This is a genomic window from Vibrio sp. (genome assembly GCF_984391705.1).
Window position 1 is genome coordinate 40,794 of record NZ_CFHWOM010000005.1, and the last position, 26,116, is coordinate 66,909.

26 protein-coding genes are annotated in these 26,116 nt (G+C 44.1%); 11 read left to right on the forward strand and 15 right to left on the reverse strand.

What is annotated here, in order from left to right:
• Window positions 1-80 precede the first annotated feature (80 nt).
• A complete protein-coding gene (gene pdxR / locus AC4MRV_RS05700) occupies window positions 81-1,547 on the forward strand; it encodes a MocR-like pyridoxine biosynthesis transcription factor PdxR (protein ID WP_491186463.1) in 1,467 nt (488 codons plus the stop codon).
• Here the strand turns inward: pdxR and yjeH are convergent.
• A complete protein-coding gene (yjeH, locus tag AC4MRV_RS05705) occupies window positions 1,544-2,809 on the reverse strand; it encodes an L-methionine/branched-chain amino acid transporter (RefSeq protein WP_491186464.1) in 1,266 nt (421 codons plus the stop codon). The genes pdxR and yjeH overlap by 4 nt on opposite strands.
• A gap of 196 nt (window positions 2,810-3,005) precedes the next feature.
• On the opposite strand from yjeH, the gene AC4MRV_RS05710 reads away from it, so the two are divergent.
• The 5 genes from AC4MRV_RS05710 to yddG all read left to right on the forward strand — a co-directional run bounded on the left by AC4MRV_RS05710 (window position 3,006) and on the right by yddG (window position 6,578).
• Window positions 3,006-3,455 (forward strand): Lrp/AsnC family transcriptional regulator, encoded by a 450-nt coding sequence (locus tag AC4MRV_RS05710; RefSeq protein ID WP_491186465.1) that lies wholly within the window; start codon window positions 3,006-3,008, stop codon window positions 3,453-3,455.
• A complete protein-coding gene (locus AC4MRV_RS05715; protein WP_491186466.1) occupies window positions 3,445-4,368 on the forward strand; it encodes a LysR family transcriptional regulator in 924 nt (307 codons plus the stop codon). Before AC4MRV_RS05710 ends, AC4MRV_RS05715 begins: the two co-directional genes overlap by 11 nt.
• An 88-nt stretch (window positions 4,369-4,456) precedes the next feature.
• On the forward strand, window positions 4,457-5,071 hold the full coding sequence (locus AC4MRV_RS05720; protein WP_491186467.1) for a LysE family translocator: 615 nt from the start codon (window positions 4,457-4,459) through the stop codon (window positions 5,069-5,071).
• Window positions 5,072-5,224: 153 nt separating this feature from the next.
• The gene (locus AC4MRV_RS05725) at window positions 5,225-5,623 is read left to right on the forward strand and encodes an OsmC family protein (RefSeq protein ID WP_491186468.1); all 399 of its coding nucleotides are present in this window, start codon (window positions 5,225-5,227) and stop codon (window positions 5,621-5,623) included.
• Window positions 5,624-5,693: 70 nt separating this feature from the next.
• The gene (gene yddG / locus AC4MRV_RS05730) at window positions 5,694-6,578 is read left to right on the forward strand and encodes an aromatic amino acid DMT transporter YddG (protein ID WP_491186469.1); all 885 of its coding nucleotides are present in this window, start codon (window positions 5,694-5,696) and stop codon (window positions 6,576-6,578) included.
• A gap of 1 nt (window position 6,579) precedes the next feature.
• On the opposite strand, the gene AC4MRV_RS05735 is transcribed toward yddG, so the two are convergent.
• Window positions 6,580-7,035: a L,D-transpeptidase family protein gene (locus tag AC4MRV_RS05735; protein ID WP_491186607.1), complete on the reverse strand. Its 456-nt coding sequence runs from the start codon at window positions 7,033-7,035 to the stop codon at window positions 6,580-6,582.
• Window positions 7,036-7,359: 324 nt separating this feature from the next.
• Between AC4MRV_RS05735 and AC4MRV_RS05740 the strand changes: the two genes are divergently transcribed.
• On the forward strand, window positions 7,360-9,480 hold the full coding sequence (locus AC4MRV_RS05740; protein WP_491186470.1) for a sensor domain-containing diguanylate cyclase: 2,121 nt from the start codon (window positions 7,360-7,362) through the stop codon (window positions 9,478-9,480).
• An 82-nt stretch (window positions 9,481-9,562) separates the two neighbouring features.
• On the opposite strand, the gene AC4MRV_RS05745 is transcribed toward AC4MRV_RS05740, so the two are convergent.
• The 9 genes from AC4MRV_RS05745 to norR all read right to left on the reverse strand — a co-directional run bounded on the left by AC4MRV_RS05745 (window position 9,563) and on the right by norR (window position 19,114).
• The gene (locus tag AC4MRV_RS05745) at window positions 9,563-10,186 is read right to left on the reverse strand and encodes a glutaredoxin domain-containing protein (RefSeq protein WP_491186471.1); all 624 of its coding nucleotides are present in this window, start codon (window positions 10,184-10,186) and stop codon (window positions 9,563-9,565) included.
• A 40-nt stretch (window positions 10,187-10,226) separates the two neighbouring features.
• The gene (locus AC4MRV_RS05750) at window positions 10,227-11,129 is read right to left on the reverse strand and encodes a DMT family transporter (RefSeq protein ID WP_491186472.1); all 903 of its coding nucleotides are present in this window, start codon (window positions 11,127-11,129) and stop codon (window positions 10,227-10,229) included.
• A gap of 114 nt (window positions 11,130-11,243) precedes the next feature.
• A complete protein-coding gene (locus AC4MRV_RS05755; protein ID WP_491186473.1) occupies window positions 11,244-12,164 on the reverse strand; it encodes a DMT family transporter in 921 nt (306 codons plus the stop codon).
• Between the two features lie 191 nt (window positions 12,165-12,355).
• Window positions 12,356-13,702 carry an MATE family efflux transporter gene (locus AC4MRV_RS05760; RefSeq protein WP_491186474.1) on the reverse strand — a complete coding sequence of 449 codons (1,347 nt, stop codon included), beginning with the start codon at window positions 13,700-13,702 and terminating at the stop codon, window positions 12,356-12,358.
• A 73-nt stretch (window positions 13,703-13,775) separates the two neighbouring features.
• Window positions 13,776-15,692: a monovalent cation:proton antiporter-2 (CPA2) family protein gene (locus AC4MRV_RS05765; RefSeq protein WP_491186475.1), complete on the reverse strand. Its 1,917-nt coding sequence runs from the start codon at window positions 15,690-15,692 to the stop codon at window positions 13,776-13,778.
• Window positions 15,689-16,309 carry an NAD(P)H-dependent oxidoreductase gene (locus AC4MRV_RS05770; RefSeq protein ID WP_491186476.1) on the reverse strand — a complete coding sequence of 207 codons (621 nt, stop codon included), beginning with the start codon at window positions 16,307-16,309 and terminating at the stop codon, window positions 15,689-15,691. Before AC4MRV_RS05770 ends, AC4MRV_RS05765 begins: the two co-directional genes overlap by 4 nt.
• 122 nt (window positions 16,310-16,431) lie before the next feature.
• Window positions 16,432-17,028 (reverse strand): HAD family hydrolase, encoded by a 597-nt coding sequence (locus AC4MRV_RS05775; protein ID WP_491186477.1) that lies wholly within the window; start codon window positions 17,026-17,028, stop codon window positions 16,432-16,434.
• 25 nt (window positions 17,029-17,053) lie between these two features.
• On the reverse strand, window positions 17,054-17,413 hold the full coding sequence (locus tag AC4MRV_RS05780; protein ID WP_491186478.1) for a glutaredoxin family protein: 360 nt from the start codon (window positions 17,411-17,413) through the stop codon (window positions 17,054-17,056).
• A gap of 111 nt (window positions 17,414-17,524) precedes the next feature.
• Window positions 17,525-19,114 (reverse strand): nitric oxide reductase transcriptional regulator NorR, encoded by a 1,590-nt coding sequence (norR, locus tag AC4MRV_RS05785; RefSeq protein ID WP_491186479.1) that lies wholly within the window; start codon window positions 19,112-19,114, stop codon window positions 17,525-17,527.
• 252 nt (window positions 19,115-19,366) lie between these two features.
• On the opposite strand from norR, the gene hmpA reads away from it, so the two are divergent.
• Window positions 19,367-20,539 (forward strand): NO-inducible flavohemoprotein, encoded by a 1,173-nt coding sequence (gene hmpA, locus AC4MRV_RS05790; RefSeq protein ID WP_491186480.1) that lies wholly within the window; start codon window positions 19,367-19,369, stop codon window positions 20,537-20,539.
• Window positions 20,540-20,669: 130 nt separating this feature from the next.
• Complete coding sequence (locus AC4MRV_RS05795; protein WP_491186481.1) at window positions 20,670-22,058, forward strand: CHASE4 domain-containing protein; 1,389 nt, start codon at window positions 20,670-20,672, stop codon at window positions 22,056-22,058.
• On the opposite strand, the gene AC4MRV_RS05800 is transcribed toward AC4MRV_RS05795, so the two are convergent.
• The 3 genes from AC4MRV_RS05800 to AC4MRV_RS05810 form a co-directional block, all read right to left on the reverse strand.
• Window positions 22,033-22,587, reverse strand: coding sequence for a hypothetical protein (locus AC4MRV_RS05800; protein WP_491186482.1), 555 nt, complete (start codon window positions 22,585-22,587; stop codon window positions 22,033-22,035). The genes AC4MRV_RS05795 and AC4MRV_RS05800 overlap by 26 nt on opposite strands.
• A complete protein-coding gene (locus AC4MRV_RS05805; protein ID WP_491186483.1) occupies window positions 22,580-23,119 on the reverse strand; it encodes a YaeQ family protein in 540 nt (179 codons plus the stop codon). Before AC4MRV_RS05805 ends, AC4MRV_RS05800 begins: the two co-directional genes overlap by 8 nt.
• A gap of 62 nt (window positions 23,120-23,181) precedes the next feature.
• Window positions 23,182-23,391 (reverse strand): cold-shock protein, encoded by a 210-nt coding sequence (locus tag AC4MRV_RS05810; protein ID WP_005470115.1) that lies wholly within the window; start codon window positions 23,389-23,391, stop codon window positions 23,182-23,184.
• A 350-nt stretch (window positions 23,392-23,741) separates the two neighbouring features.
• Between AC4MRV_RS05810 and AC4MRV_RS05815 the strand changes: the two genes are divergently transcribed.
• Entirely contained in the window at window positions 23,742-23,954 is a 213-nt protein-coding gene (locus tag AC4MRV_RS05815) for an alternative ribosome-rescue factor A (RefSeq protein ID WP_491186484.1), read from the forward strand.
• A 31-nt stretch (window positions 23,955-23,985) separates the two neighbouring features.
• Here the strand turns inward: AC4MRV_RS05815 and AC4MRV_RS05820 are convergent, their stop codons facing one another.
• Entirely contained in the window at window positions 23,986-25,149 is a 1,164-nt protein-coding gene (locus AC4MRV_RS05820; RefSeq protein WP_491186485.1) for a threonine/serine exporter family protein, read from the reverse strand.
• A 466-nt stretch (window positions 25,150-25,615) separates the two neighbouring features.
• On the opposite strand from AC4MRV_RS05820, the gene AC4MRV_RS05825 reads away from it, so the two are divergent.
• Window positions 25,616-25,972, forward strand: coding sequence for an NADH:ubiquinone oxidoreductase (locus AC4MRV_RS05825; protein WP_491186486.1), 357 nt, complete (start codon window positions 25,616-25,618; stop codon window positions 25,970-25,972).
• The last annotated feature ends 144 nt before the right edge of the window (window positions 25,973-26,116 follow it).

Sequence of the window (26,116 nt, forward strand, 5' to 3'; positions counted from 1 at the left end):
TGCTTAGCTTCCATTCTTATTGACTGAATGGTTACAAGGTATCGTTATAGTGGTACTTTTATTAGGGCCAGTTTATACATATGGATGGATCCAGTTTGACACCTATCGACGTCGGAGACTTAACGCTTGAGCTCGATAATTGCTCACTTCAAGAGCAGTTATTTCATGCCATCAGAAACAAAATTATTCGCCTACTTTGGCCTTTAGGGGGAAAGTTACCCTCTACTCGAAAGCTGGCGGGAGAGCTATCAATCAGTCGCAATACGGTTATTGCTGCCTATGAACAGTTAGTTGCGGAAGGTTATCTAGAGAGTCGACCTGGTGCGGGATTCTTTGTCTCTGTTGACTTACCAGAGTACTACTTAAATACAAATGAGGTTGGCCCCAAAAATAAACCAACTCCCATAACTGCATCGCCGCCGCAACTTCTTAACCAACCTTTTTCACCGGGCATACCTGATTTAGCGCAGTTTCCTATTGAAAAGTGGCAGCGTTTTTTACAGCGCCACTCAGGGCGAGTAAGTTTATTGGGAAGCCAAGATGTACAAGGAAGCTTGGCTCTACGAACCGCGCTTGCTGATTACTTAGCGAGCAGCCGAAGTGTTTCTTGTACGCCACAACGAATCATTATTACCTCTGGTGCACAGCAAGCACTATATATTGCGAGTAGCGTGATTTTGCAACGCAATGATTCTTTGCTAATGGAGCAACCTGGCTACGCGCAAATGAGCAAGGTACTTAGCTTAAGGGACGTAAATGTTAAGCCGTTGATGGTCAAAGAGCGAGATGGTTTTGATGTACAAGAGGTATTATCAAGCAAGGCTAAAGCGCTTTATATCACGCCAAGTAACCAGTACCCGATGGGGACGACTTTGAATACCGAACAGAGGCTGACGTTGATTCGATGGGCGGTCGAAGGTAAGCGGTGGATTATTGAAGATGACTATGATAGCGAGTTTCAGTTCGCGCACCGCCCCTATACGAGCCTACAAGGACTGGCGAGTGACATTGGTGGTTCAGAGCGTGTCATTTATGTTGGCTCTTTCAGTAAAGTGATGTTCAATGGTTTGCGGTTGGGTTACTTAGTTGTACCTGAGTCTCTAGTCGAGCCTTGTTTGGCCGTTAAGGATGCCACGGGGGGAGATACCCCTGCTCACACTCAAGAAGCGTTGGCAGATTTTATTCGCGAAGGTGATTTGTTACGTCACATACGTAAAATGCGCCGTTTGTACCAAGAGAAACATCAGCTTACTTGCCAATCTGTGGAGCGCTACTTTGGCGACTGTGTGGAAGTGGTCAGCCAAGCCGCTGGATTGCATGTAACTTTGAAGTGGCGGAACTCTGTAAATGAAGATGACTTTGTGCAACGAGCAAAAAACAAAGGTTTGGTGTTAAGAGCGCTGAATTACTATGAAGACAGCGCCGTGAAGCAAGGTATAACACGTGACTGGAGTGGTATTGTGCTTGGTTTTGGTAATGTAGCGAAAGAGAAAATAGAGCCAAACATCGCTGAACTAGCAAAGATATTTGGCTCACTGTTAGATTAAGGCTGCTCGATACTGCTTGACCTGCTGCCTAACCATTTGCTCCAGGGCAACGAGAGTAAGGCGAAAACTGACAGAGCGTAAAGCATTGACCAGCTCAGGCAGATGAAGACAACAACACACAATATTAGAGAAAACCCCGCTAGCCATCGACTTGGTCCAGAAAGTAACTTATACGCGGCTAACATCGCTAGAAGATAAACGAGTACAAATATGCCGTTTGCAAGTTTTAAAAAGAACTCTAAGTCTAGGCCAGATAACTCTCCAATTAAGCATGAGACTAGTAATACAACTGCTATTACGAGTGTCGCATTGGCGGGGACGCCGCGAAGAGAGAGTCTCGCTAATGCGCTCTTTGGCCGATACTCTCTAGCTTGAGCCCAAACCATGCGAGACAAACTTTGGGTGTAGAGGTTCACGCTGGCAAAGCAGGCGGCAAAGCCAAGGGCACTAATAAGCAGTTTGAAATTTTGTCCGAACAGTTGCTCGGATAACCAAGGAATCGATGCACTGTCAAAAGCGGCTGAACCATAAGCCTGATGCTTCAGAATGACCACCGAGCAAGCCCAGTAAGTGGCTCCCGCCACGAAACAGCCGATCAGGATTGCGATGGGAAAGTCACGTTGAGGATTTTTAAATTCCTCTCCCATATGTGCGAACGCCTCAATTCCTACGAAACACCAAAACATGACGCCCAGTGCGGCACCAATACTCCACATAGAGTCACTGGTGAGAGTCGGCATGGAAAGATCGCTAGCCTGCACATCACCTTGCCACCAAAACGCTCCAACTAAGGCAAAAATACTTAACGCAATCGCCGTTTGGAGTCGTCCAGAGGACTTGGTTCCTGCAAGATTGACCATGACGAGCAACAAGACCGTTAAAGATTGCGCGACCATCGACGAGTTAATGGCCTCGGGGAGCAACTGTTGTAAAAAGCCTGCTGCTAAAGCAATCGCAGCAGGGACGCCTACAGGAATGACGCTAACAAATAACCATGCGACACTTTTTTCTAGTTTCTTATCAAAAGCTTGGCGGACAAAATATGCGGTTCCACCGGCATTAGGGTAACGTTTTCCCAATTGAGCAAAAGTCAGTGCTATTGGGCAGATTGCGATAAAGAGTAGCAACCACGCCCATAATGAAAAGTGTCCAGCAATTCCCGCAGCGATAGCGGGTACCATAAATAGCCCAGTACCTAGTAATGTTGTTGAAAGCTGGCCAATGCCTGATATTAAGGTAATTTCCTTTTTGAGTTCGCTCATTGCATTCCTTCCTTAGCGTCATGACTACAGCTTACTTAATAGTGGTCAGTTAGGCAGCCATCAATTCGTCGTAGATAACTGTCACTTTGACGGAATAACAAGATGAAATAGTCAAATTGATAACTTTCACGATCGCGATATTTGTGTCACATTACTTGTAATCAACAGGATAAGTTGGGCTATGAGAATAACGAATATGGATAAATTTGATCAAAAAATCATAGAGATACTGAAACGCAATGCCAGAGCATCCGTGAGTGAAATAGCACGTCAGGTGAGTTTGTCTCGCTCAGCGGTGACAGCTCGGATTCAGAAGTTAGAAGGCGACAAGGTCATTTTGGGCTACCACGCTCAAGTGGCGTCCTCTGCGGATGAAGCGCCTATGATCCAAGCATATTTGGCTTTGAAGTTTGATATGTCTTCTACCACTCAATATTGTGAAACATATGCGGAAAAAATCTATCAAATTGATGGCGTAAAGTGGTGTCATGCGATCAGTGGTGAAACTGACATGATGCTATTTGTTGAGGCTCCGACTATGCAAAGGTTGAATCAAATTCGTGATCAACTACAAACGATCCCGGAGCTTAGGCATTTAATGACCCATACTGTTTTAACTGAGTTTTTTAATACCCATGGCTCTTGAACACGTTAACTTAAACCTATTACGCTCACTGCAGGTATTGCTTGATGAATGCCACGTCAGTCGCGCAGCGGATAAGCTAAGCATTACCCAATCAGCGGTTAGTCGTCAGTTATCACAGCTTAGGGAATTATGTGGCGACCCTCTGTTAGTAAGAGATGGTAATCAACTGTTACCGACCCCTAAGGCGTTAGCGATGAGAGCAAAACTGACCGAGCTACTGGGGGAAGTAGATGTTCTGCTTAGTGATAAGCCTTTCGACCCGAAAATTTGGCAGCAAGAGTTTGTGTTGTCGTCTAGCGATTATGTTGCGCAGAACATTCTGCCCACTGTCGCGGCGCAAATGTCTGAGGCTGCTCCGAATGTGGATATTGCCTATCGGTTATGGCAACCAGAGTACTTGTCACAGCTAAACGAGCAAGGCATACACTTGGCATCCACTATGTTGCCGAGCCAGCCCAAGCACCTGAGCAGTGTGAAAATTGGTCAAGATAAATCGCTTTGCTTGATGAGGTCATCGCATCCACTGTCGGGTTTGAGCTCATTGAGCTGTACCCAGTTGACTTCGTATTCCCATGTGAAGGTCACGGGAGGGGGAGATAAAGATACCCCAGCAGATCTTGCGCTTAAAAAATTAGGCTTTCAGCGACGTATTGCGTTAAGGGTGCCATTTTTCTCTGCTGCAACCAACGCATTGTTATCAAGTGATCATTTGATGATCGTTCCGGAGCATATCGCGTTTAATTTGGCTCGAGATCATGACTTAACCTATGCCAGTTTGCCATTTGATACTGAAGCTCATCAATATTGGCTAATGTGGCATCCCAAATATGATTTAGATAAAGCCCATCAGTGGATGAGGGAACGTGTTCTTCATGTGATGCAAACTTGTCCATATTCGATAGGTATGATTTGAAATCATAATGGTAATGAGAAACTTCAATTTCAAATCATACTTCGCTTGATTTAATTTATGGTCATCTAGAATATATCGGGATTGATTTATGACTCTTACCGTTTGGTTTTCACTGTTTACTATCTGTTTGCTTGGCGCGATGTCACCTGGCCCAAGCTTAGCCATAGTCGCTAAACACAGCCTTGCTGGTGGACGAATCAATGGGCTTGCAACCGCTTGGGCTCACGCGTTAGGAATTGGTGTTTACGCTTTTATTACTCTAATTGGTTTGGCTGTCGTACTGCAGCAATCGCCTCTGCTATTTAAAATAATCAGCTATTCGGGTGCTGCCTATCTTGCGTACTTAGGATACAACGCTCTGCGTTCTAAAGGGGGAGTTGCCGCTAAATTGGAATCGGGTGAGGAAACCAGCGTAATACAATCAGCAAAAGAAGGATTACTGATTTCATTGCTTAGCCCAAAGATTGCGCTTTTCTTTATCGCCCTATTTAGCCAATTTGTCGCGGTTGGTGACAGCTATGGCGCTAAAGCGGTGATTGTTGCAACGCCACTGATTGTTGATGGGCTTTGGTACACACTAATAACCTTTTTGCTTTCGAGCCCAAAGGTTATTGATAAGATCCGATCAAAGGCTCAGTTAATAGACAGGCTATCAGGTGCAGTTTTAATATTACTGGCAGTTAGAGTTGTGATGACCGTTTAGGAAAAATGAGGAATAAACATTGAATCGCGGGTAGATTGAACGGCGGATTCAGTGTAAAAGAGCTTGAGAAAAGCGATAAGCTGCCCGCAGATGCAAACGATGATAACTTGAACTTTACGGTTTTAGTTTTAGCACAGAACAAGAGAGATATAGATGCAAGCTGAAGTTAAATGGATTGAAGAATTTAAATTTCTAGGTCACTCCCAATCAGGCCATTCAGTGGTGATGGATGGTAATGGTGGGGCGACAGCGCCAAGCCCGATGGAGATGGTGTTAATGGCAGCAGGCGGCTGCAGCTCAGTAGATGTGGTTGATGGGCTAAAAGAGGCAGGTCAGGCGGTAAAAGAGTGTACCGCGAAGTTAACCACGGAGCGACGTGAGACTGCACCGCGTATTTTCACCCAAGTGAATATTCACTTCGCTGTTTCGGGCGATAATCTCGACCCTGAAGTAGTGGCACAAGTAGCTGCTGATTCTCTAGAAAAATACTGTTCAGTATGTTTAATGTTGGGTCAAGGTGTAGAGATGACCCATAGTTGGGAAATCATCTAATTCGGCTTAGGTTCTCGCTATCACTGCAAGCCGAGCATACAGCTCGGCTTTTTTAATAAAGATAATAATTATGTTTCAAAGCCATAAATTTACGCTTGCTGGGGTTGCTGCCATTTTATTATGGAGTAGCGTGATGGGTGTTGCCCGAGCTGTAACAGAGATGCTCGGTCCTGTAGGCGGCGCAGCTGCAATTTATACGGTTGCGGCCTTGTTTCTTGTAGCGGTAATGGGAGTGCCAAAATGGCGCAATTACTCCCTCCGTTACGTCGTTCTTGGCGGGGGCCTTTTTGTTGCCTATGAGATCTGTTTGGCTCTGGCACTAGCGATGGCCAATGACCGTCAGCAAGCGATTGAAATGCTGGTTATTAACTACCTATGGCCGGCGTTAACCGTGTTATTGGCAGTAATCGTTAGCGGTAAGAAAACCAATCTACTGGTATACCCTAGTGTGGCACTGGCGTTTTTAGGTGTCGCGTGGAGTATTACTGGTGATCAAGGTCTGTCTCTTGCACAGATTAGTGCCAACGTTGCGACTAACCCAGTCACTTACGCGATGGCGTTTACGGGGGCATTTTTGTGGGCGATATACTGCAACTTAACCAAGCGTATCGCCAATGGTCAAAATGCTATCACACTGTTTTTCATCATGACGGCAGTTTCACTTTGGGTTAAATATGCTTTCAGTGGTGAAACGGGCATGAGCCTAAATCTTGAGTCTGGAGCACTACTCTTGGTTGCTGGTGTCTTTATGGGAAGTGGCTACGCGTTATGGAACTATGCCATCATTGGTGGGAACATGGTGTTACTGGCTACGCTTTCATACTTTACTCCAGTTTTGTCGACCATCATTTCTTCTGTAATCTTAGGTATCGCATTGACTCAGAGTTTCCTCCAAGGTGTTGTGATGGTAACGATTGGTTCGTTGATGTGCTGGTGGGTGACAAGAGAAAAATAATCTACCAATAGATCTCAATCGGTGTTCCGATATCAACCAAACTCAGTAATTCATCCATTTCTTGGTTGGTAATAGCGATGCAGCCATCTGTCCAGTCAAAACTTTGTACATAGTTGGCTGGACGACTTTCTCCATTCTTCAAACCGTGGATCTTAATGTCTCCACCTGGATCGACCATTTGCTTTTTCGCAAGGGTACGGTCTTTTAGATTGGGATAACTAATATGCATAGACTTGTAAAACTTCGAGTCCTCGAGGACGAAGTCTAAGTAGTAGCGGCCTTCTGGGGTTTTTTGATCGCCTTCTTGCTTTTTGTGACCTTTTGGAGAACGTCCTAGAGCTATTCGGTATTCACGAACAATGTCTTGGCCTTCTAACAAGTACATGCGGCGCTTGGACTTATCGACCTTTACCAAATCTACTGCAGCAAAAGTTGATGAGCTAAAAATACATAGCATCAACAACAATAACTTACCCTTCAAACTAGTCTCCTGTCATTTTTGTGCTCAAAATGGTCTAGTACTTTAATTGTATCTCAACCTTGATGTTAGAGTGATTGTTCGTTCCCATCGCCTCCTAGCCGTGTTTATCTTCTGATAGCTTAATAATGAAAGTTTGGGAAATCACAACATGAAAAATGTAAGAGGTATCATATCTCGTAAACTTGCCAACTAACAAATGCGAGTGACTTAACAATGAGGCGCTAATATCATTTGATTGCATAAGGGTAACTGTTACTTTTTTGACCGAAAAAAGATAATAAAAAGGTCCAGGCTAGGATTATGTTCCCCCGAATGCTACTCAAAAATATCTTGTCAGCGAGGAATCAGAGGTTCCTTGCGAACTCGCTATTCCAATATATCGATGAGCTACTTGGCGCAGAAAATATCGGTGTTTTTCGAGAGCCAAAAGGTAGTGACTTCGCAGGTTTTCTCTACAAAAAGGGGGAGCCTGCCGGGTTAGAGTTGTATCCAGAAACGTTTTGGACTTGGGTGTCTCAGTTTGACACCTCTGATGGGTTATTGCCTTTAAAAATGAACACCTGCCAATGGGTGTATGAAGAGCACATGTCGGCGGAAAGCTATGTATTCATGCTCGACAATCACCCCGAAATGCGTACCTATTTGGTTGCCGAAAATGTCGATCCAGAGCTGGTTAGTCGGTCTAACGAAAATAATGAACTAGAGGCTTTACAGATCATTGCCGCAAGATGGCAATGTGTTCGAGCCGAAACCGAAGCCGCAAAAGAATTCAAACAGCGCGATATAAAAGAAGCTAAGTATCTAGATGTTATTAAACAGAGAGAACTGTTTATCGACAACATGAAGTTAGTACAGCAGGTAGCCGTTGGCATTTCTAACCCTTCTAACCTTGATGAGTTATATCGAATGGCGGTTGAAGCGGTTCGAGATCAGCTTGGATTTGATCGAGCTGTATTTATGTTACTCGATATTAAGAAACGTTGTTTTAGTGGCACATATGGTACCGACGAGCATGGTAACACCGCCAGTGAACACCACACCCAATATGATTTACATCAGCTCGAAGAAACGTATATCGATGCACTGTTCGAAGGTAAAGAGAATTTAGTCATTGTTGATGGCGCACCTTTGTATACGGCAGGTAATGTCATTGGCCAAGGCTGGAACGGAATGCTAATTTTGCGTGATGGTGATGAGATTATTGGCTGGATCGCGTTGGACAATTATATAAACCGTAACCCGATTACGTCTTACCAGCGCCAAATGCTAGAGTCGTTTGGTTCTTTACTCTCTCAAATTTATATTCGTAAACGCCAAGAGCAGAATGTACGCATGTTGCATGCGAGTATGGTAGAACTTTCTCGATGTATGACGGTGAGCGAAGTTTGTAAATCTGCGGTGACGTTTGCCATTAATCGCTTAGGTATTGACCGCTTTGCAGTGTTTCTAACCGATAAAGGTTGTACCTATATGCAAGGTACATGGGGAACTGATATACAGGGCAACGTGGTTGACGAGTCTTATTATCGCTCTGACACGATTGATCGCGCGATTGTGAATGCAGCTCGGGTTAACCCTAATGATGTGGTGTTTGAAGAATCGGTGCCAATTTATCATGACTTTCACATTGTTGGCTTCGGTTGGACTGCGATGACGATGTTGGTGGACAATAATGGTGAGCCAATTGCTTTTATCGCTGCCGACAACTTAATCAAGCGTTCACCATTGACGCATCAATTGCGTGAAGTCATTCGAATGTTTGCTTCAAACCTAACTGAAGTATTACTTCGAACTCGTGCTCAAGAGGCGATTCATGAAATGAACGAGAACCTTGAACGCGAAGTCAAAGCTCGTACTCGAGAGTTACAGAAAGCCAATGAGCAACTAGAAGTGATGGCGAAGATGGACCCATTAACTCGATTGGGTAACCGCCGCATGCTTGAAGCTTCATTAGAAGAATTGTGTGTTGCTTGCGATGAGGGACTGCAGCATTACGGTTTGATTTTGGTCGATATTGATCACTTTGGTTTCTACAATAACCACTATGGTCACATGCAGGGTGATATCGCCTTGATGCGCATAGGTAACATCCTTCAACACCACACTCAGTCGGAAAACGAAGTGTTTTGTCGAATTGGCGGAGAAGAATTTGCTCTGTTAGTTGCTAATCACTCTCCTGAGAGTGTTGCACAATTGGCGGAATGCGTACGAACCTGTATTGAGAAGGAGGAAATTCCACATCACTTAAATACATGTAGTGAGTATTTGACCGTGTCTGTCGGCTATGCAGTATTGGAACTCAATCAAAATGAGTTTAGTTTCGACCGCCTTTACTCTGAAGCGGATGACTCTTTGTACAAAGCAAAAGAGCTGGGGCGCAATCAAGTTAGTGGGACCGTATGCTTGGTAGAGGTTGCTTAGACTTCTTGTATAGAGATATAGCTAAAAAGCCGGGAATCAGATATGTTTTCCGGCTTTTTTGTTTTATTAGTTCTAGTTGAGCTTACCCAACAGAGCTTTGATTCTCATCGAGGTTGACGACGTTATTTGGAACCTTACTTAAGCCTTGTTCTTCAATCCACGCAGCTAAGTTATCTGCGCCGCCAACATATTGGCCATCCAGCCAAATCTGAGGGACTGTCACTGGAGTTTTTTCACCGATAATGGCTTTGACTTCTGGAATCATTCGGTAGAGTGCAGCGCTTTCCTTCACTACATCATGGTATTGATATTCAATGCCTGCATCGTTGAGCATTTTCTTTGCTTTAACGCAGTAAGGACAAGTTGCTTTACCATAAACAATGTTGCCTTTTAGGGTGTCGCGCGTAGTCCACTCTTTAATGACTGATTGAACTAACACACCTCGGTTAAGAGCCTCACCTTGACTAATAACTTTGCCTTCGACCATAAGGATCGGAGCATGCCAAGCGCCGACCTTTAATGGCTCCCACCAGTGAGACAGCCAATCTTTAACTTCCAGCTCAATCGGCACATCAGCTAACTCATTCTCAAACGTGTCCTTAAGAATGTCCTTAGTTAAAGTACATTCGCCACAAGGAATCTTTACGCTGAATGGTCCCCAGCTTCCGCCCCAGCGGTAAAGTGTAATCTTGATTGGTTTTGTCATTGAGCTCTCTCCCGAAATACCTTTCCCTAGTAGAAAGGAACTAGGCCGATTTAATTTCAGCCTTACGCGATTTTTTTGATTCCCATTGTGTAATAAAGGCTACCGAAGCGATGATGATAGCAGCGCCAAGCCACAACCTTCCTGGCGGAACCCATCCAAACACCATCCAACCCGCTAACACGTTTAATGGCAACTTCGCATGATCAAACGGTTGAACAAAGGATGCGTCAGCAACGGAGTATGCTTTAACGATAGCCCATTGAGCTAGGGCTGTCATAGCGCCTGCAGCAAGAAGGACCAGCCAAAGTGAAGCACCTGTCGGTGTTTGCCAATCTGGTATCGCTAGTAAGATGTTAAATGGAGTAATGAGAACCAGTAAGTACACCACCATGGTAGATGGGGAGTCATCGGAAGAGAGCTTCTTCACCATTAAAGAGTAGCATGCCCAAAAGAACGCTGCGCCAACAGGAAGCAATGACGCCCAATTGAAAGTGTCTGCCCATGGTTCAAGAATGATCATGGCTCCGACGAAACCGGTAATTGTCGCAAACCAACGAGCTGGGCCAACTCTTTCTTTTAAGAATAAGCCTGAGCCCACGGTTGCAAATAACGGTGATGTCATGAGTAGTGCAATACCTTGCCAGATAGGTACTGGATAAGCTAAAGCCCAAAGCCACAATTGAATACCGATTACCGATAGAAAGACACGAAAAATGTGCATGCCTAAGTGATTGGTTTTTAAAGACTGGCGAATACCCAAAGTCTTCAAATATGGCAAGATGACGACCAGTGCAATGGCATATTGAACTAAGGCTACTGTGGTCGAAGAAAGGCCAAAATTGATACTCGCAACCTGCGCGAGGCTGTTAACGATAGCGAAAGCTAGACCTGCAGTTAGCATCCAGCTAGCGCCTTTAATAGGGTGGTGGGCTCTTGTACTCATAATCTTGATTGGATAAAAATCGTATGCCGAATCATACGTGTTTATCTATCTTCCGTCATCACTATATCTTGCTGTAGACGTTCAAAATCTTAGAGTATTAATGCCCTGTTTTTATTAAGGTTTCTTTCGGTTCATCGCCACTACCGAGAAAACAACAAGGGTCATACCTATTGCATGCCAGAACGTAAACTCCTCTCCCAATATAAATACCGCTGCTACAGCGGTAATCGCAGGGCCAATATTGCTGGTTAAACTAAGCTGAGTCGGTGATAGCCTCGCCATCGCAGCAGCAATCAAATAAGAGGGGAGTACGGTACAGAAGATGCCAAGCAGAACGCCAATAACGATAAGTTCAAAACTCCATTGCTCTACCTGAGCTCCACTGCTGGTTAGATGGATTAAGATTGCGATACCTGCACTGCCCATCCCAATACTGGTGAACAATGAGCTACCAAGACTTGAGATCAATGGTTTGCTCCATACTAAATAGAAAGCGAATACAAGTGCAGATGCCGCGGCCAGCAAGCTTCCTTTTACAATCGAGTTACCTAAAGTTTGAAAATCGTGCACGAATATAAACGCGATACCTAAATATCCAATTAGGGCGGATAGGATAATTTGCTTGGTAGGGATTTGTTTATATAAAGCCCAGCTTATCAGGACGACAAAAGTCGGAAATAGAAAGATAAGAAGGCGTTCTAATTGAGCTGATATAAATGCGAGTGAAGCGATATCTAAGTAGCTAGCGCAGTAGTAGCCCAGAACACCTATTGCGACCGCTTTTAGTCCGTGTTTAGAGACCTTGGCGCGATTTGATGGAAGCCGACAAAGATAGAAAAACATAGCAATGTACATGGGTAAAGAACTAAAAGCTCGAAGCGCCATGATTGATGTGGCATCACCATCATGTTGGTAGGCAACCTTAATCAGAACCGGCTTAAGTGAAAAAAGAATACAACCGGCCAAGGCAAGCAATATACCTAGCTGAGTCACAGTATTGCTGGAGGAAGGGATGGGCTGTGTTTCGTCTGTCATGTTCTCGTATCCTTGAAAGTTATTAGACAGGTTACGAGAGGGCGAAGGCTCTGGCTACGGTCTCTCGTAGCCAGGCATAAGTCTACCTACCAGCTACGGGTATTATTGAGAAGGAGCCAAAGGTAAGTAGATGAAAAATTCATGGTTATTTCCAATTGTGTTGAAAATTCAGACTAACGTGATAGCGGGTACTATGCAACTTCTTTGTTGGTTAATGTTTGTTCTAATTGCTTGAGCGCTTTTTGGTACATTAGCCATGCACATCCGCCGGCAAGAAAGTTTCCAACTAAAGAGCCCCAAAATAGGCCTTCAATACCGCCTAATTGAGCACCAACCCATAAACAGGGTAAGAAAAATGCAAATAAACGTAGGGCGGAAATCATTAGAGCCGTATAGGATTTACCCAGCGCATTAGCAATCGAGACCATCAACATACAAATACCCAGCGCACCTAAACTAAACGGAACTATCATCAGATGCCACTGCAATATCTCGCTGACTTGTCCTTCACTGGTCATCAAATCGGAAAGAAATTGCGAGCTTAGCCATGTCAGCAATGCAATGAGCAGTTGAAAACCAAGCACGTATCGACATGCAATGCTCACTAGTTTTCGGATGTCGTCCAACTTATTGGCTCCCAACAGTCGTCCTACCATTGGAGGCATTGACATAGTGAGCGCTAACACTGAGACGATAGCGAAAAATTCATAGCGTGAACCCAGAGCCCAGGCCGCCACGGCCGCGGTACCAAATCCGGCTAACAGTTTAGTTGCCAGCATAGAAGAGAGTGGTGGAAGTAATTGGCTGATCATGGCAGGGCCCATGATATTGGCGATCGAGCGAATGCTTTTGCCTATATCAAGATCATTCCAGTTGTAACAAAGCCAGTTCTTTCGGCTAACTTTGGGGGCCACGACGACAATGCCAATGCCAAACGCGAGGATTGTAGCAATCGCTGCGCCATTGATTCCCATACCTAGAGTGAAAATGAAAATTGGATCTAAGGCTAAGTTGAGTAAGCTTGTCACCATCATCATTGTGCCGGGTAGCATGGTGTTGCCATTCGCTCGGCAGATACTGTAGAAGAAGTAGAGTAGGGCCCCAGTCCATGCACTGATTAGCCAAACAACCCAGTAGCTATCGATAATTGGCAGTACTGTGTCTGGTGCACTTAGCAGCGCTAAAATCGGTTCGCGCGAGAGGTAGATAAATACTGAGATTAGCGCTACGCCTACGCTACCCATAACGACAATCAGGCCGCCAAGTTGCTGAGCGTAGCGGTCTTGTTTTGCACCAAGAGCTTTGGAGATAACGGCAGTCGTTGCAATGCCCAAGCCTACTTGGATACCAATAATGATCATTTGGATTGGGAGCGTGAACCCTTGGGCGGCAAGAGGCAGCACTCCTAGTTGTCCAATGAAGGCACTGTCAACGAGTTGGAAGCTCATAATGGATAAAACGCCAAACAGCATAGGCCATGTCATTTTGAAAAGCTGTCTTGCTAATGACGGTGTCGTGTCGATTGTTTGAGTAGTCATAATTTTGCTTAGTAAGATTTAGACTGAAACCGAGGCATTTTAGCCTCGGTTGTGTGTGGGTTATGCTATTGCATCAATCTTGAAAATCATCCGCGTACCCTTTTGGTGGCGGAGTCCAGCCGCGTTCGTCTGCGGCATGTTTGTCTGAGCGGTCACGAGACATTTCGACCTTGATCTGCTCTTCTAGATGCATAAAGAGCTTACGATAGTTGTTATCGAAACGTTCGCCTTCTGAATCATCCTCCCAAGCTTGGTAGAGTCGATCAGATTTACGGTTTTCAACGCGCTGATAAGCCGCCTTTTGTTGCTCTACAAAGAATGGGTGGTGACCAAGGCCACGCATTGCATGAGCTCCTAATTCAAGAGCAGAGTGGTAGGTTTCGGATTCAACGATGTCAGCACCAGCTTGGCGAAGCAGATAGCCATGACCGCGATCGAAGGCTCGCACAAGTACTTTGACGTGTGGATAAGTATGCTTCACATATTTGGTCAGTTCGACACTGCTCTCTCGGTTATCGATGGCAATGACTAGCATGGACGCCTCCTCAATACCCGCTGTATGGAGTAAGTCAGGGCGTGTAGCATCACCAAAATAGGCTTTAGTCTCGATTTGGCGAACTACGTCTATTTGATCGGCTTGGTGATCTAAAACCACGGTTTTTACGCCATTGGAGACAAGTAATCGATTGACGATTTGTCCGAAGCGTCCAATTCCGGCGATGATAACTGTACCTTGCTCGTCGATTTCATCTGCAACACCGTCATTAGACTGATGTTCATAACGCGGTAAAACCACTTTATCAAAGAAGATAAATAGACCTGGCGTTAGGAACATGGAGAGCGCTACTACCAGTGATAATGTCTGCGCGAGGTCAACTGGAATGACATGGTTTTGAACCGTAAAACTGAGCAAAACGAAGCCAAATTCACCCGCTTGCGCCAAGCTAAGCGTAAACAGCCAGCGATTGCTGTTTTTGATACGAAAAATCAGTGCTAAAACAAACAGGACGCCAGCTTTTAGTAGCATGACTCCAAGTGTTAATCCGATGACAACAAAGAACTGATCGAAAAGAATCGTGAAATTGATGCCAGCACCGACGGTGATAAAGAACAAACCGAGCAGTAAGCCCTTGAACGGATCAATGTTCGATTCCAACTCATGGCGAAATTCACTGTTGGCTAACACAACACCAGCTAAGAACGTACCAAGCGCAGGGGATAGCCCCACTAAGCTCATTAAGGCTGCGATACCAACCACTAACATCAATGCCGTTGCGGTAAATATTTCTCGCAAACCTGAGCTGGCGACAAAGCGGAATAGGGGGCGGCTCAAGTAATGACCACCGACTACAAGGCCAATGATAGAAATAACGATAACCAGAGCGTAGCCCCAGCCGGGAAGTCCTGCTACAAGACTCAACTCTTCATGATGCTCCGCAGCTGCAGCGGCACTAGATTGCGCCTTTTCAACCAATTCTGGTAGAGCAAGTAGAGGGATGAAGGCGAGCATTGGGATCACGGCGATATCTTGAAAAAGAAGCACCGAAAAGGCGTTTTGGCCGCCTTCTGTTTTACTCAGGCCTTTTTCATTGAAGGTTTGCAGCACAATTGCGGTAGAAGATAGTGCGAAGATCAAACCAATCGCAAGCGCAACAGTCCAAGGTTGTTCAAAGTAGATAGCAATCGCCATGATAATCGCTGCAGTTGCACCAACTTGCAAACCGCCTAAGCCAAGTAGTCGGTTGCGCATCGACCAAAGCATTTTAGGTTCTAATTCTAAGCCGACCAAGAACAGCATCATGACTACACCAAACTCAGCAAAATGCTGGATGGTTGTCGTCTCTTCGCCAACTAAGCCAATGATAGGCCCAATGACAACACCTGCAATTAAGTAACCGAGAACTGAGCCTAACCCTAAACGCTTAGCGATAGGAACAGCAATAACTGCCGCGACAAGATAAATAAAGGCTTGGAGGAAATATCCGGTCATGCTTTGTCCTCTGTTTGTACATCAGCCAAACACATACTCAGTTTTTCAACATTGGCTGCGTTTTGATAATCGAAGTCATTACGCACTAAAGCAGTCAGTAACTTTTTCCATTCTTTAACGTGGTGGTCTATTCGGCCGTCTTCTTTTGCGGTTCGGGCGCCAAAGAGAGCGAACGGCGCAAGATATTGCATTCCTGTCAATGAAGCCATTTGCTCTAGAGGGTGAAGCAGTTGACGGATGGTAAAATGGTTGTAGCCACTGGTTTGATAGGCATCCTCTTTCCCTCCAGCGGTAAGAGAGCAGAGGAATTTTTTACCGTGGAGTTCAGTCCCTTCACTGCCGTAAGCAAAGCCGTATTCTAAGACCAGATCTTGCCACTCTTTAAGAATAGAAGGGGTTGAATACCAATAAAGAGGGAACTGAAAAATGATTACATCATGTTCTCGTAATCTTTGCTGTTCGCGATCGATATTGATGTTGTAAGTCGGATAATCATAGTACAGGTCTACTGCGGTAACGCCTTCAATATCTTGAGCGGCTTTGAACAGTGGTTGGTTTATTTCTGAGCGCCTAGGTGAAGGGTGTGCATAAAGGACAAGGACTCTGTTTTTTTGCATGTTTGACTCACTGATTATTCGTTTTATTTATGCGCTTATTTTTGCATACTGAAACCTTGTTAACCATTGGTAACCTGTCAGTAACTTAAGAAACAGTATCAAAAACTATTTGATAATAGGCTCTAAAATACCTCGATGATCTCGTCCAAATAATCAACCACGAGTGAAGCGTGTTCTCCAAATTGCACATTTTGACCGTGAGTGACCAAGCAAGAAGGCATATTGGCGTTGTAGGCTGCTTGTAAGTCATAGAGATAATCTCCGACATACAATATTTGATGAGAGAGAAGAGACCATTCATTTGCAAGGGCCAGCAAGGAATCGGGAGCAGGTTTAGGGGGAAAGTGTTCGCGACTGATAATGCGTGAAATGTTCAGTTGATTGTGAGCCACTTTTTGTTTTGCAGCCTGCTCACAATTTCGGGTGATAATCGCGGTTTGAAGGTCATTACTATCAATAAATTCTAGTAGCTGTAAACATCCTGGCATCGGAGTGGAGTGCTCGGCGTCTTCTAATTCATGCTGAAGAATCATATTGTTGGCATGTTGTGTTTGTCGTGGGCAGCGAATTTCTTCAACAAAAGAGAGCAAGTCTGTGTCCAAAGGGCAGCCAATTTGCTCTCTTAGCCACTTAAAGTCCATGCTAGAGCTCACTAAGGTGTTATCAAGGTCGAACACAATTGCTTTGATAGAAGAAACATCAAGTTGAACTGCTGGCATAGACCCTACCTTAGTGATTAGCGATTTAAGCGAACTCTTTCTCCAAATATGTAACGATATCTGAAGACTCGTACATCCATTCTACCTGGCCATCTTTTTCAATACGAAGGCACGGCACTTTAATACGGCCACCACCTGTTTCTAGATCAGAGCGGTGGGTTGGATCATTTTTAGCATCTCGAAGCTCAATATTCACTGATTGACGCTTCATTGCGCGGCGAACTTTTACACAAAATGGACATGCTTCAAATTGATATAGTGCCATCGACTGTGCTTTCGAGTCTGCAGCTTGCTGTTCATCAGAAGAGCGCTTTATGCCTCTTGGAGAAAAAATAAAGTTGAGCAACAGAATGACGCGGCCCAAGAACCAACGAATAAACTTCATAACATTCCTTTCATTATAGCTAGAGGTTGACTTTAGGTTGGATGGGTAAGGCTAATCCGTCCCATCCTTATCGGCCTATTGTAACTAACTTGTAATCGATAGGATACTTACTTAATTCAGTTCTATTTGATGTTTCTTCGTCACGTTAATGCCTAGTCTTTTCGCCAATCGAGTCAGGTTAGCGCGATCTGTTTTCAATTCGCGTGCGGCTTTGGCCCAATTAAAATTGGCGTCCGTCAATACGGTTGTGATTAAGGTTCTCTGGTAGTCTTCAGTTGCTTCACGTAAACCTTTTGACCAATCGAGTTTGTGATTAGGCTCGTGTTTAGTCGCTATTGATTGAATATCCAAACCCTCGACAGAATGAAGATCGCCGATATCATCAATGGAGACGGTGATTAGATTTCCGTTTCGGCCGCGAGCGCGAGCTTTGAGTGCGGCGCGATTGATCACATGCTCAAGTTCACGAACATTTCCCGGCCAATTGTAATTAGCTAAAGCTAACCTAGCTTCTTTGCCCAGTTTAATTTGCACTATACCGAGCTTTCGTCTTGCTTGTTCCAAGAAGTATCCGGCCAGTAATATGACATCGCCTTCACGGTCTCGAAGGGCTGGAACTTGGATTGGGTAGACACTTAAACGGTGATAGAGATCGGAGCGAAAGCGACCTTCTGCCACTTCGTGTTTTAGGTCTCTGTTAGTTGCCGCTAAAACTCGGACATCAATGGTTTCAACCTTATCTTGGCCCACAGGTTGAATCTCATTATTTTGTAGCGCCCGCAATATTTTACTTTGGGCAGCAAGTGGTAGCTCGCCAATTTCGTCCAGGAACAACGTCCCGCCGTCCGCAAGAGCAAATTTACCCATGCGTGATTTATCTGCGCCGGTGAATGCGCCCTTCACATGGCCGAAAAGTTCACTTTCGACCAGCTTTTCAGGTATTGCAGCACAGTTCACATAGACCAAAGGCTGCTTTTTTCGTGGAGATAGATGATGAAGGCTACGCGCTACTAGTTCTTTGCCCACCCCGGTTTCACCGTGGATTAAGATATTAAAATTGGATGGAGCGACAACTTCAATATCGCTATTTAACAGTTGCATAGATTCACTGGTGCCGATGATCTCTCCCCCATCACGATCCCAAGCTTCTTCGTTGAGCTCTTCAAAACGCTGCTGTGTCTGCTTAGCTTGCTGCTCTAGTTGGCTGACGGTTAACGCAACCTTGAGGGTTGAAGAAGCAATCGCTGAGAGTGCGTCTAAACTTCGAGTAGGGATATCATCAAACAGGTTAGGCGTTAGGCTATCAAGGGTTAGTACGCCAATAAGCTTATCTGCATAAACGAGAGGTAAGCCCATGCAGGAATGCATAGGAAGATCGCCTTCGTAATCAAGCAGAAGGTTATCAAATGGATCCGGAAGTTCGCTATCAGCATCAAATCGAATTGCGTTGCGAGACTCACAAATCATCTTAAACCTAGGGTGTTCTTCGACTTTAAAACGTCGGCCAAGGGTATCACGCGTTAAGCCTTGTATCGCGAGAGGTACTAGAGTCTCTCCCTGTAAAGAGAGTAACGCGACGCTATCACATTGGATTGCTTTGCGAATCGCATCGAGCAGCTTGTTAAATCTCTCATAGTCGTTATCACCTGCAGCAAGGCCGATGGTCATATCGATGAGGGTAGAAACAGAGATATCTTGCATAGTGAGTTAAGTGCTTGTTTTTAAGTTGATTGTTTTACACTCAGTGCGAGTGAGTGATTTTTATATTGTAGTGTCATTATGACTTAATTTCAAAGGGTCATATTGACTTTTATTAAATGTATTTTAGCTCAAAAACCAAGAGATTACGGTATCGGGAAAGTTGGCACCTTTTGTGCTCTAGGGGAGATAGTAAAGTGACACAGTCATTCTAATTATAAACAAAAACAAGAATAGCTAACTGAGGAGAACTCCATGCTTAACAATCAACATATTGATATTGTAAAGAGCACAATTCCATTACTAGAAAGCGCGGGGCCTGCATTAACCCAGCACTTTTATCAGCGAATGTTTTCACATAACCCTGAGCTCAAAGACATTTTCAATATGACGCACCAGAAAACAGGGCGCCAGAGTGTGGCTTTGTTCGAAGCGGTGGCTGCGTACGCGAAGAATATTGAGAACTTAGAGGCTTTAACTTCCGCCGTTGAGCGTATTGCTCACAAGCATACAAGCTTTAACATTCAAGCTGAGCACTACCAAATTGTTGGCCATCACTTGATCGAAACATTGCGCGAGCTGGCATCTGAGGCGTTCACTCCCGAGGTAGAAGAAGCTTGGACAGCGGCTTATCTGTTCTTAGCGCAGATCTTCATCGATCGTGAAGGTGATTTGTATCAACAGCGCAGTGAAGCAAATGGAGGTTGGGAGAATGCTCGCGAATTCAAGATTGCCAAGAAGAAGGTTGAATCTGAGTTTGTAACCAGCTTCGTTCTGGAGCCTGTCGATGGTCGGGCAGTATTAGATTATCAGCCTGGTCAATACATTGGTATTGAGGTGAAGCCAACGTTGGCTGAGAACGTTGAAATTCGTCAGTATTCGTTATCACACAAACCAAACGGTAAGGACTACCGCATTTCTATCAAACGTGAAGTAGGTGAGCACAATGGTCTCGTTTCAAACTACATGCATGATGAAGTGAAAGCTGGCGATGTTGTGCGCCTTTATGCTCCGGCAGGTGATTTTTACTACCAGGAAAAGAACGCTCCTGTTGTACTTATTTCTGCAGGAGTGGGGGCAACACCAATGCAATCAATGCTGCACACACTCGCTCAAGCTGGTAAGAAAGAGGTGAACTACCTTTATGCTTGTAACAATGCTCAGCAACATACCTTTAAGTTAGAGACATCAGAGCTGATTGAACAACAAGGTTGGAAGCAATTTGCTTGGTACTTAAATGATCAAGCGGATTTTAGTGGTCAGATGGACTTACGTTTAGTGTATGATGCTCTACCAATGCAACAAGCGGATTTTTACATTTGTGGCCCAGTGGCATTCATGGAGAGTGTAGTTAAACAGTTAACTCACGCTGGTGTCGAGCGTGACCGAATCCACTATGAAGTGTTTGGCCCTCACGCCTATTTGTAAGATTCACCATTACCTGTAAGAAAAGGCCTTCGTATGAAGGCCTTTTTTCATACAGGTGTTCTTTAAAGAACAGACCCTAACTGCCAGCAGACATAGAATAGCCCGTTGTTTAGATGTTGGAGTTCAGGCTTTGTTAGGTTCGACAGAAAAAAAGTTGTTGGTTATTTTTATTGTTGTGACGACTTTGACGATTGGGGTCATTTCAGCCATTTCGCTGTATACAGAGCGTGATCAAGGTGAAAAAGCGGGACTCCAACATAACAAGAGAATGACTGAGTTAGCGTTGGAGTTGATGAGAAACGAACTGAGTGAACTGAAGTTACTCACAACCGATTACGCCAAATGGCAGGATATGTACGCATTTGTTGAGCTGCCGAATCAACGCTTTACGCAGGCTAACTTTTCTTCAGTAGCCCTTGAATCATTAAGACTTGATGGAGTTGCAATACTAGACAGCCAGTCACAAGTTATCTTTACTCAGGGGCAAACCAATAATTTTGGTCGTATACCGTTTGTGCGACACTCATCGAATGTGAAATCTGAGTTCAGCGCCCAAACTATTAGTGGCGTTTTGTTTCATGACAGTGGTACTTACCTGTTTTCAAGCGCGCCGATTCAAGATGGCTACGGAACAATGAAAACGAACGGTCGATTACTGTTTTTTAAAGAGGTTAACCACGTACTGAATGAAAAAGTATCGAAGATCATCGGTCATAACTTTAGACTGATTTCCATCGCCAAAAATAGTCACTTCCTACCTATTACCGATGATTCGATTTGGATATTGAATACACAAAGTCAGGCTTTCGAAGATAGCGTTATTGTAGGCGTCTACTCTTTGATGAGAGAAGACTATGTGATGCCTGTATCGATAGAACTAATTACACCCTATCAACCGCAGAGTCTGATCAGCATCGTATATAGAACGATACCTTATTTGGCTGCATTACTAATTTTGCCTAGTGTGATGATTTACTTACTTCGTAGTCATATCACTAAACCGATCAGAGAGCTGATTTACTGGTTAAATCAAGTTGATGGTTCACAACTAGCGGAAGAGTTGAAGCCCTACAAGCATGCTGATAATGCCGAAATGGGTGAGCTAAGTGAGAAGTTTAGCAGTATCTATAACAATCTCTATCAGCAGCACCAGTTCAGCCAGTTGCTACTTTATTCAATCAGTGATTTTATTTTCACCGTCGATCACAAGGGGAATATTGATTACTGCAATCCAGCCGCTACGGAGTGGTTGAATGTCAGTGCGAGTCAATTGTATGGGCAAAGCTTCGAATTTTTGATTTCAAATCAATCGACAGAAACTCCTAGCCCATCGAACTGGCTATATTGCGCGATTCACAATGGAAGAGAGTACAGCGGAATTTCATTGCTCCGAAAATTTGGCGAACTGAGTGATAGTGAATGGATGGAAATACAAGTGAGCCCTATGATTAAGGCGGATGATGAACCAATGGGCGCACTCGTTATTCTCAGGCCTAAGATGAACTATTCGAACGGTTAAACAAAGATTTTAGCCAAGAAAAGAGTGGAGAGGCCGAACGCTTAATTGGAGAGCGTTCTTCTCCGGCATAATAGCTTTGTAGAAAATGGGTTCTCAGTATTTGACTATCTTGAGAGGTAATGTCGGTGATAGTTAGTGCGGTTTGCTCTGCATGATCGTTAGCCAAGCTGAAATCCATTTTGAGGTAGCCTTGTAGGTAAAGCCATAAATGGGTCACCAGCTCAAGTTTTAAAAGGCTCTGGTTTTCAAACTTACTCGCCTGCTCAGGGGATAAATGCTGGGCGAACGTCTCTTGCATTGTTTGTATAGCTTGTTTGTGACTTTCAACCGTCGCTTGCGACTCGATATGGGCTTTGGTTAATAGGCCCAACAGATGATGAGTAAACACAACATCCGGTTTTTTATCGCATACTTGAGTAAACAAGTTATCGTATTGCTCGCAAAAAACTAACCACTGCGAAGTCTGTTGTGGTGTCATCTGCAAGCAATCAGCACCAATCTCTTTTAGCGCACTCTCGAGCTTAGTCATGGGTATAGAGGGTTTCTAGCTGTACTTCAAAAGAGCCTTGAGGGACATCGACGAATAAACTGTCACCAGTAATCATGACAGAAATATCCATGCCTCGTTCTATAACTTCAGATAGTGCTTCAATCGACTCCCAGTTAAAGCGGTAGAAGTTAGCGTTGTACTGGTGCGCTTTGTTTTTGGTTTGCTCCCACCACACTTCAGACTTACTGTTAAAACTGAACACATCGACGCTTGGTGAAAGGCGAGTAGCTTTTTTGATTCGATCTAGAGAAGGTTCACCAATCTCAATCCAATACTGGATTTGGTCATCGAGTGATTTTACCCATAGGTCTGGCTCTTCAATAGTAGAAAGACCTTTGGTGAATACGAGATCGGGTTGGTATTTTACACAAAACGCCAGAACACGAGCCATCATTCTAGGAATGGTTTCGGACGGGTGCTGCGCGATAGTCAGTTGTGCTGAATCGTACACATCTCTATTCGTGTCAGAGAGTGAAAGACGAAATTTATAGATAGTTGGTTTGAGTGCCATAGTAATACTTAAAAAAATAGCCAGCGATAGTGCTGGCTATTGTATGCTGTAAGTGGTTGTGATTAAACCGCTTTGATGTTTTCTGCTTGAGGGCCTTTTTGACCTTGAGTGATTACGAACTCCACTTTTTGACCTTCAGCAAGAGTGCGGAAACCGTCACCTGTAATTGCTGAGAAGTGAGCGAAAACGTCTGGGCCATTTTCTTGCTTAATAAAACCAAAACCTTTTGTTTCGTTAAACCATTTAACTGTACCAGTTACAGTGTTAGACATAGTGTATATCCTTGATAAATCTTGCAAAAGCCATGACGGCACCGATAGCGTGGAAAAGGAGATTGCTATTGAGCACGACGTTACGGCGGACAAACATAAATCCAACGAAACGGCGGGGTAAACAAGAACCGTTTTCTAGCTGAAATCCAGTGTAGGCTGAAGTGCAACTAAGTCAATAAGATTTCGGGGCAAATCTCAGTTGTCACAGGCTTTTTCATTCAAAGTTTGCGCTAGGTAAAAGATTTAAATTTGTACAGTTTTGAATATTATTCGTGTAACATTCGTTTGCTTTGGTTGCTGAGTAAATTCATTGTAGTGACCAATTAAATCGATAATCAAAGGAGCCACATATGGCCAAGAATAAACCTCAGAAAATGAGGAAAGAGCACTCGTTGCAACACGAATTAGAAGTGGGGCGCGGTGAGATAAAAGATAATGCCCTTAAGGCGGTTGTAACCAGTGAATTGTTTAAAGTGAGAGTGGAAAAAGCGAAAAAAGGGAAAGGCAGTTTCAGCCGTAAAATGAAACACAGGGGTAAAGAACCCTATTCAAAAGCTGCTTAGATAGCGACGTTTGGATAGGGTTTTTTATTAGCTAGCGCTCTATTTTGGGTGAATAGATAGAGTAAGCGGTGATTTGCCCCGCCACGATGGCAGAAAACATAAACAGCGCTGATAAGCCAATGCTTGGGATTGGGAGTATTGATTGCTCGAAAACGGACTGGCTAGCACTCACTAGGACTCGGCTGCCGGGAACAAGTATGATGATGCCTTGTACAATATAGATGGAACCCGTTAAATCCATTTTTTTCGCAACCCAAGTTCCGTACAAAGTAATCAGTACGGTCGTTACCCAAGTTCCTACCACCCAGCCACTTTCAAAGCCTAAATAAAATGGCCCCCACATACCTAACATAGCCACAGGTAAACCTAAGAGGATATCTTTCGGTCTCGCGTTGAATATCACACCGAGTGAAGTCGAGATAAGAAAGAGACCGAAAATGTGCAATACGATTGGTACTTCATTGATATAGCTATGGGGTTCTGCTTGTCCCCAAATAGACTCCCCAATATTCAACCCCATTACGATACCGACAAAGAGCTTAATTAAAGTCAGTGCGCTTTGCCCCAATAAACTGGTTCCTGAAACCAAATCGTTGAAGGCGAGACACTCCAGTGAGTTTGCGATAGAAAGTCCGGGCACAAACAAGACTATAGCGGCAATACATAGCGCCCAAACGGGTATTTCAGCGCCTGTACTGGCAAAGAAAGCAACCAATATTCCAGTGAACAGTGCGGCAATAAATTCAACGGCTATTGAACGTCTAGCTTTACAGAGTTGCTGAGTCGCCCAAACCATGAAACCTAAAAAGACCGAAATGTAAATGGCATCCATCGTTGATCCCACTAGCATAAGATACGCTGGTGGGATGCCCATATTCGCCATTGCGATAACCCATTTTGAATAACCAACGGGTTCAGGAACAGGCTCTTGGCTCGGTTGATTGATTCGAATGATGGTGTTGGCTAGCAAACTCAAGTTAATAGATGCAGGCTGGTGACGTTTCATCACGACTGCATTGTTATCATCTGGGAACTGGTAGTTAACTGTGGTCGGTGTTGCTTGAATCATTACATCAACACCGTGTTTTCGTGCATAGAATTGAGTGTATTTCTCAAGTTTGTATGGCGCACAGCCGCAACGGTGAAGCGTATCTCCGATCTCTACGATCTTTCGAATTCGGTACTCAGAAGGCATGGTATGTAGTACGTAAAAATATGTGACGCAAAGGTAGCAGAGCTGTATAAGTGATACGAGTCGAGAGGGCAGGAAGAGTGGCTAAGCTCACACTAAAAATAGAAGAATCAGAAAGGGAAGAGGATCAAATTGGAAACTTAGATTTCGAGAGGTGATTTTTGCTGCTAACTTCATTATTGAAATGTTTTTTGTCACAAAAAAAGAAAGTTTCCAAATGTTTCATATGTTATCTGCATGTAACACTTCAAACTTGGCATTTTGTAAAATCATGTAAATTCAAGTAATAGCTTAGTTCATGAAAACCAATGATTTAACATTTTATTTACCTTTGGGGTGTGGCGATTATTTGTACAAAAAAGATACAATTTGACCTCTTGATCTTTTCTTTAGAAAGGTGAAAATATACGCAAAATGAGTTTGCAAAAATGAAAGGAAGCTTTTTCTAGTTTTAAAAAGCGAGGTGCGTATGAAGTTGTTTATTTTATTTATCATTTCGGTGACTGCTGGTGTGGCATCTGCTGAACACCTTCATTCTTTCTTGTTGGGTTTATACATTGCTACTCTTGCGGTGGGCGCATGTTACTGGTTTGCCTTTAGAAGCAGTCGTTTCCCTCAATTGGCGTTGGTTCTTTTGATCTGTGGGCTTTTGGCAAAAATATCGATCACCGTTGTCGGTGTTCTGTGGGGCTTTAATCAAGGCTTGGTCACATCGCCATTTGTATTCTCATTGTCCTATTTGTTCTTCTCAATAGTTGCTACTTATCTATGGTTCAAAGTCAGAGACCGTATGGTAAACAAGAGCCTTACAGAGAAAGCTGCATAGTCATAGTCGACTAAGATTACATTTACTGAAGCCAACGCATTAGCGTTGGCTTTTTTGTATAAAAAGTGGGTGCAAATTCGCAATAATTGCTAGAAACCTAGTTTAAAGGTAACGATTGATTACAAAGCCGCTGTGTGGACAAGA

What these genes read in the sequence shown, in the direction of transcription:
- AC4MRV_RS05810 (WP_005470115.1), bottom strand. Translation starts at nt 23,391, where the DNA reads ATGTCTAACACTGTAACTGGTACAGTTAAATGGTTTAACGAAACAAAA.
- AC4MRV_RS05815 (WP_491186484.1), top strand. Translation starts at nt 23,742, where the DNA reads ATGGCCAAGAATAAACCTCAGAAAATGAGGAAAGAGCACTCGTTGCAA.
- AC4MRV_RS05720 (WP_491186467.1), top strand. Translation starts at nt 4,457, where the DNA reads ATGACTCTTACCGTTTGGTTTTCACTGTTTACTATCTGTTTGCTTGGC.
- AC4MRV_RS05775 (WP_491186477.1), bottom strand. Translation starts at nt 17,028, where the DNA reads ATGCCAGCAGTTCAACTTGATGTTTCTTCTATCAAAGCAATTGTGTTC.
- AC4MRV_RS05760 (WP_491186474.1), bottom strand. Translation starts at nt 13,702, where the DNA reads ATGACTACTCAAACAATCGACACGACACCGTCATTAGCAAGACAGCTT.
- AC4MRV_RS05820 (WP_491186485.1), bottom strand. Translation starts at nt 25,149, where the DNA reads ATGCCTTCTGAGTACCGAATTCGAAAGATCGTAGAGATCGGAGATACG.
- AC4MRV_RS05735 (WP_491186607.1), bottom strand. Translation starts at nt 7,035, where the DNA reads ATGCTATGTATTTTTAGCTCATCAACTTTTGCTGCAGTAGATTTGGTA.
- AC4MRV_RS05745 (WP_491186471.1), bottom strand. Translation starts at nt 10,186, where the DNA reads ATGACAAAACCAATCAAGATTACACTTTACCGCTGGGGCGGAAGCTGG.
- yddG (WP_491186469.1), top strand. Translation starts at nt 5,694, where the DNA reads ATGTTTCAAAGCCATAAATTTACGCTTGCTGGGGTTGCTGCCATTTTA.
- AC4MRV_RS05715 (WP_491186466.1), top strand. Translation starts at nt 3,445, where the DNA reads ATGGCTCTTGAACACGTTAACTTAAACCTATTACGCTCACTGCAGGTA.
- norR (WP_491186479.1), bottom strand. Translation starts at nt 19,114, where the DNA reads ATGCAAGATATCTCTGTTTCTACCCTCATCGATATGACCATCGGCCTT.
- AC4MRV_RS05765 (WP_491186475.1), bottom strand. Translation starts at nt 15,692, where the DNA reads ATGACCGGATATTTCCTCCAAGCCTTTATTTATCTTGTCGCGGCAGTT.
- AC4MRV_RS05725 (WP_491186468.1), top strand. Translation starts at nt 5,225, where the DNA reads ATGCAAGCTGAAGTTAAATGGATTGAAGAATTTAAATTTCTAGGTCAC.
- AC4MRV_RS05770 (WP_491186476.1), bottom strand. Translation starts at nt 16,309, where the DNA reads ATGCAAAAAAACAGAGTCCTTGTCCTTTATGCACACCCTTCACCTAGG.
- AC4MRV_RS05755 (WP_491186473.1), bottom strand. Translation starts at nt 12,164, where the DNA reads ATGACAGACGAAACACAGCCCATCCCTTCCTCCAGCAATACTGTGACT.
- AC4MRV_RS05800 (WP_491186482.1), bottom strand. Translation starts at nt 22,587, where the DNA reads ATGACTAAGCTCGAGAGTGCGCTAAAAGAGATTGGTGCTGATTGCTTG.
- yjeH (WP_491186464.1), bottom strand. Translation starts at nt 2,809, where the DNA reads ATGAGCGAACTCAAAAAGGAAATTACCTTAATATCAGGCATTGGCCAG.
- AC4MRV_RS05740 (WP_491186470.1), top strand. Translation starts at nt 7,360, where the DNA reads ATGTTCCCCCGAATGCTACTCAAAAATATCTTGTCAGCGAGGAATCAG.
- AC4MRV_RS05805 (WP_491186483.1), bottom strand. Translation starts at nt 23,119, where the DNA reads ATGGCACTCAAACCAACTATCTATAAATTTCGTCTTTCACTCTCTGAC.
- hmpA (WP_491186480.1), top strand. Translation starts at nt 19,367, where the DNA reads ATGCTTAACAATCAACATATTGATATTGTAAAGAGCACAATTCCATTA.
- AC4MRV_RS05780 (WP_491186478.1), bottom strand. Translation starts at nt 17,413, where the DNA reads ATGAAGTTTATTCGTTGGTTCTTGGGCCGCGTCATTCTGTTGCTCAAC.
- AC4MRV_RS05710 (WP_491186465.1), top strand. Translation starts at nt 3,006, where the DNA reads ATGGATAAATTTGATCAAAAAATCATAGAGATACTGAAACGCAATGCC.
- pdxR (WP_491186463.1), top strand. Translation starts at nt 81, where the DNA reads ATGGATGGATCCAGTTTGACACCTATCGACGTCGGAGACTTAACGCTT.
- AC4MRV_RS05825 (WP_491186486.1), top strand. Translation starts at nt 25,616, where the DNA reads ATGAAGTTGTTTATTTTATTTATCATTTCGGTGACTGCTGGTGTGGCA.
- AC4MRV_RS05750 (WP_491186472.1), bottom strand. Translation starts at nt 11,129, where the DNA reads ATGAGTACAAGAGCCCACCACCCTATTAAAGGCGCTAGCTGGATGCTA.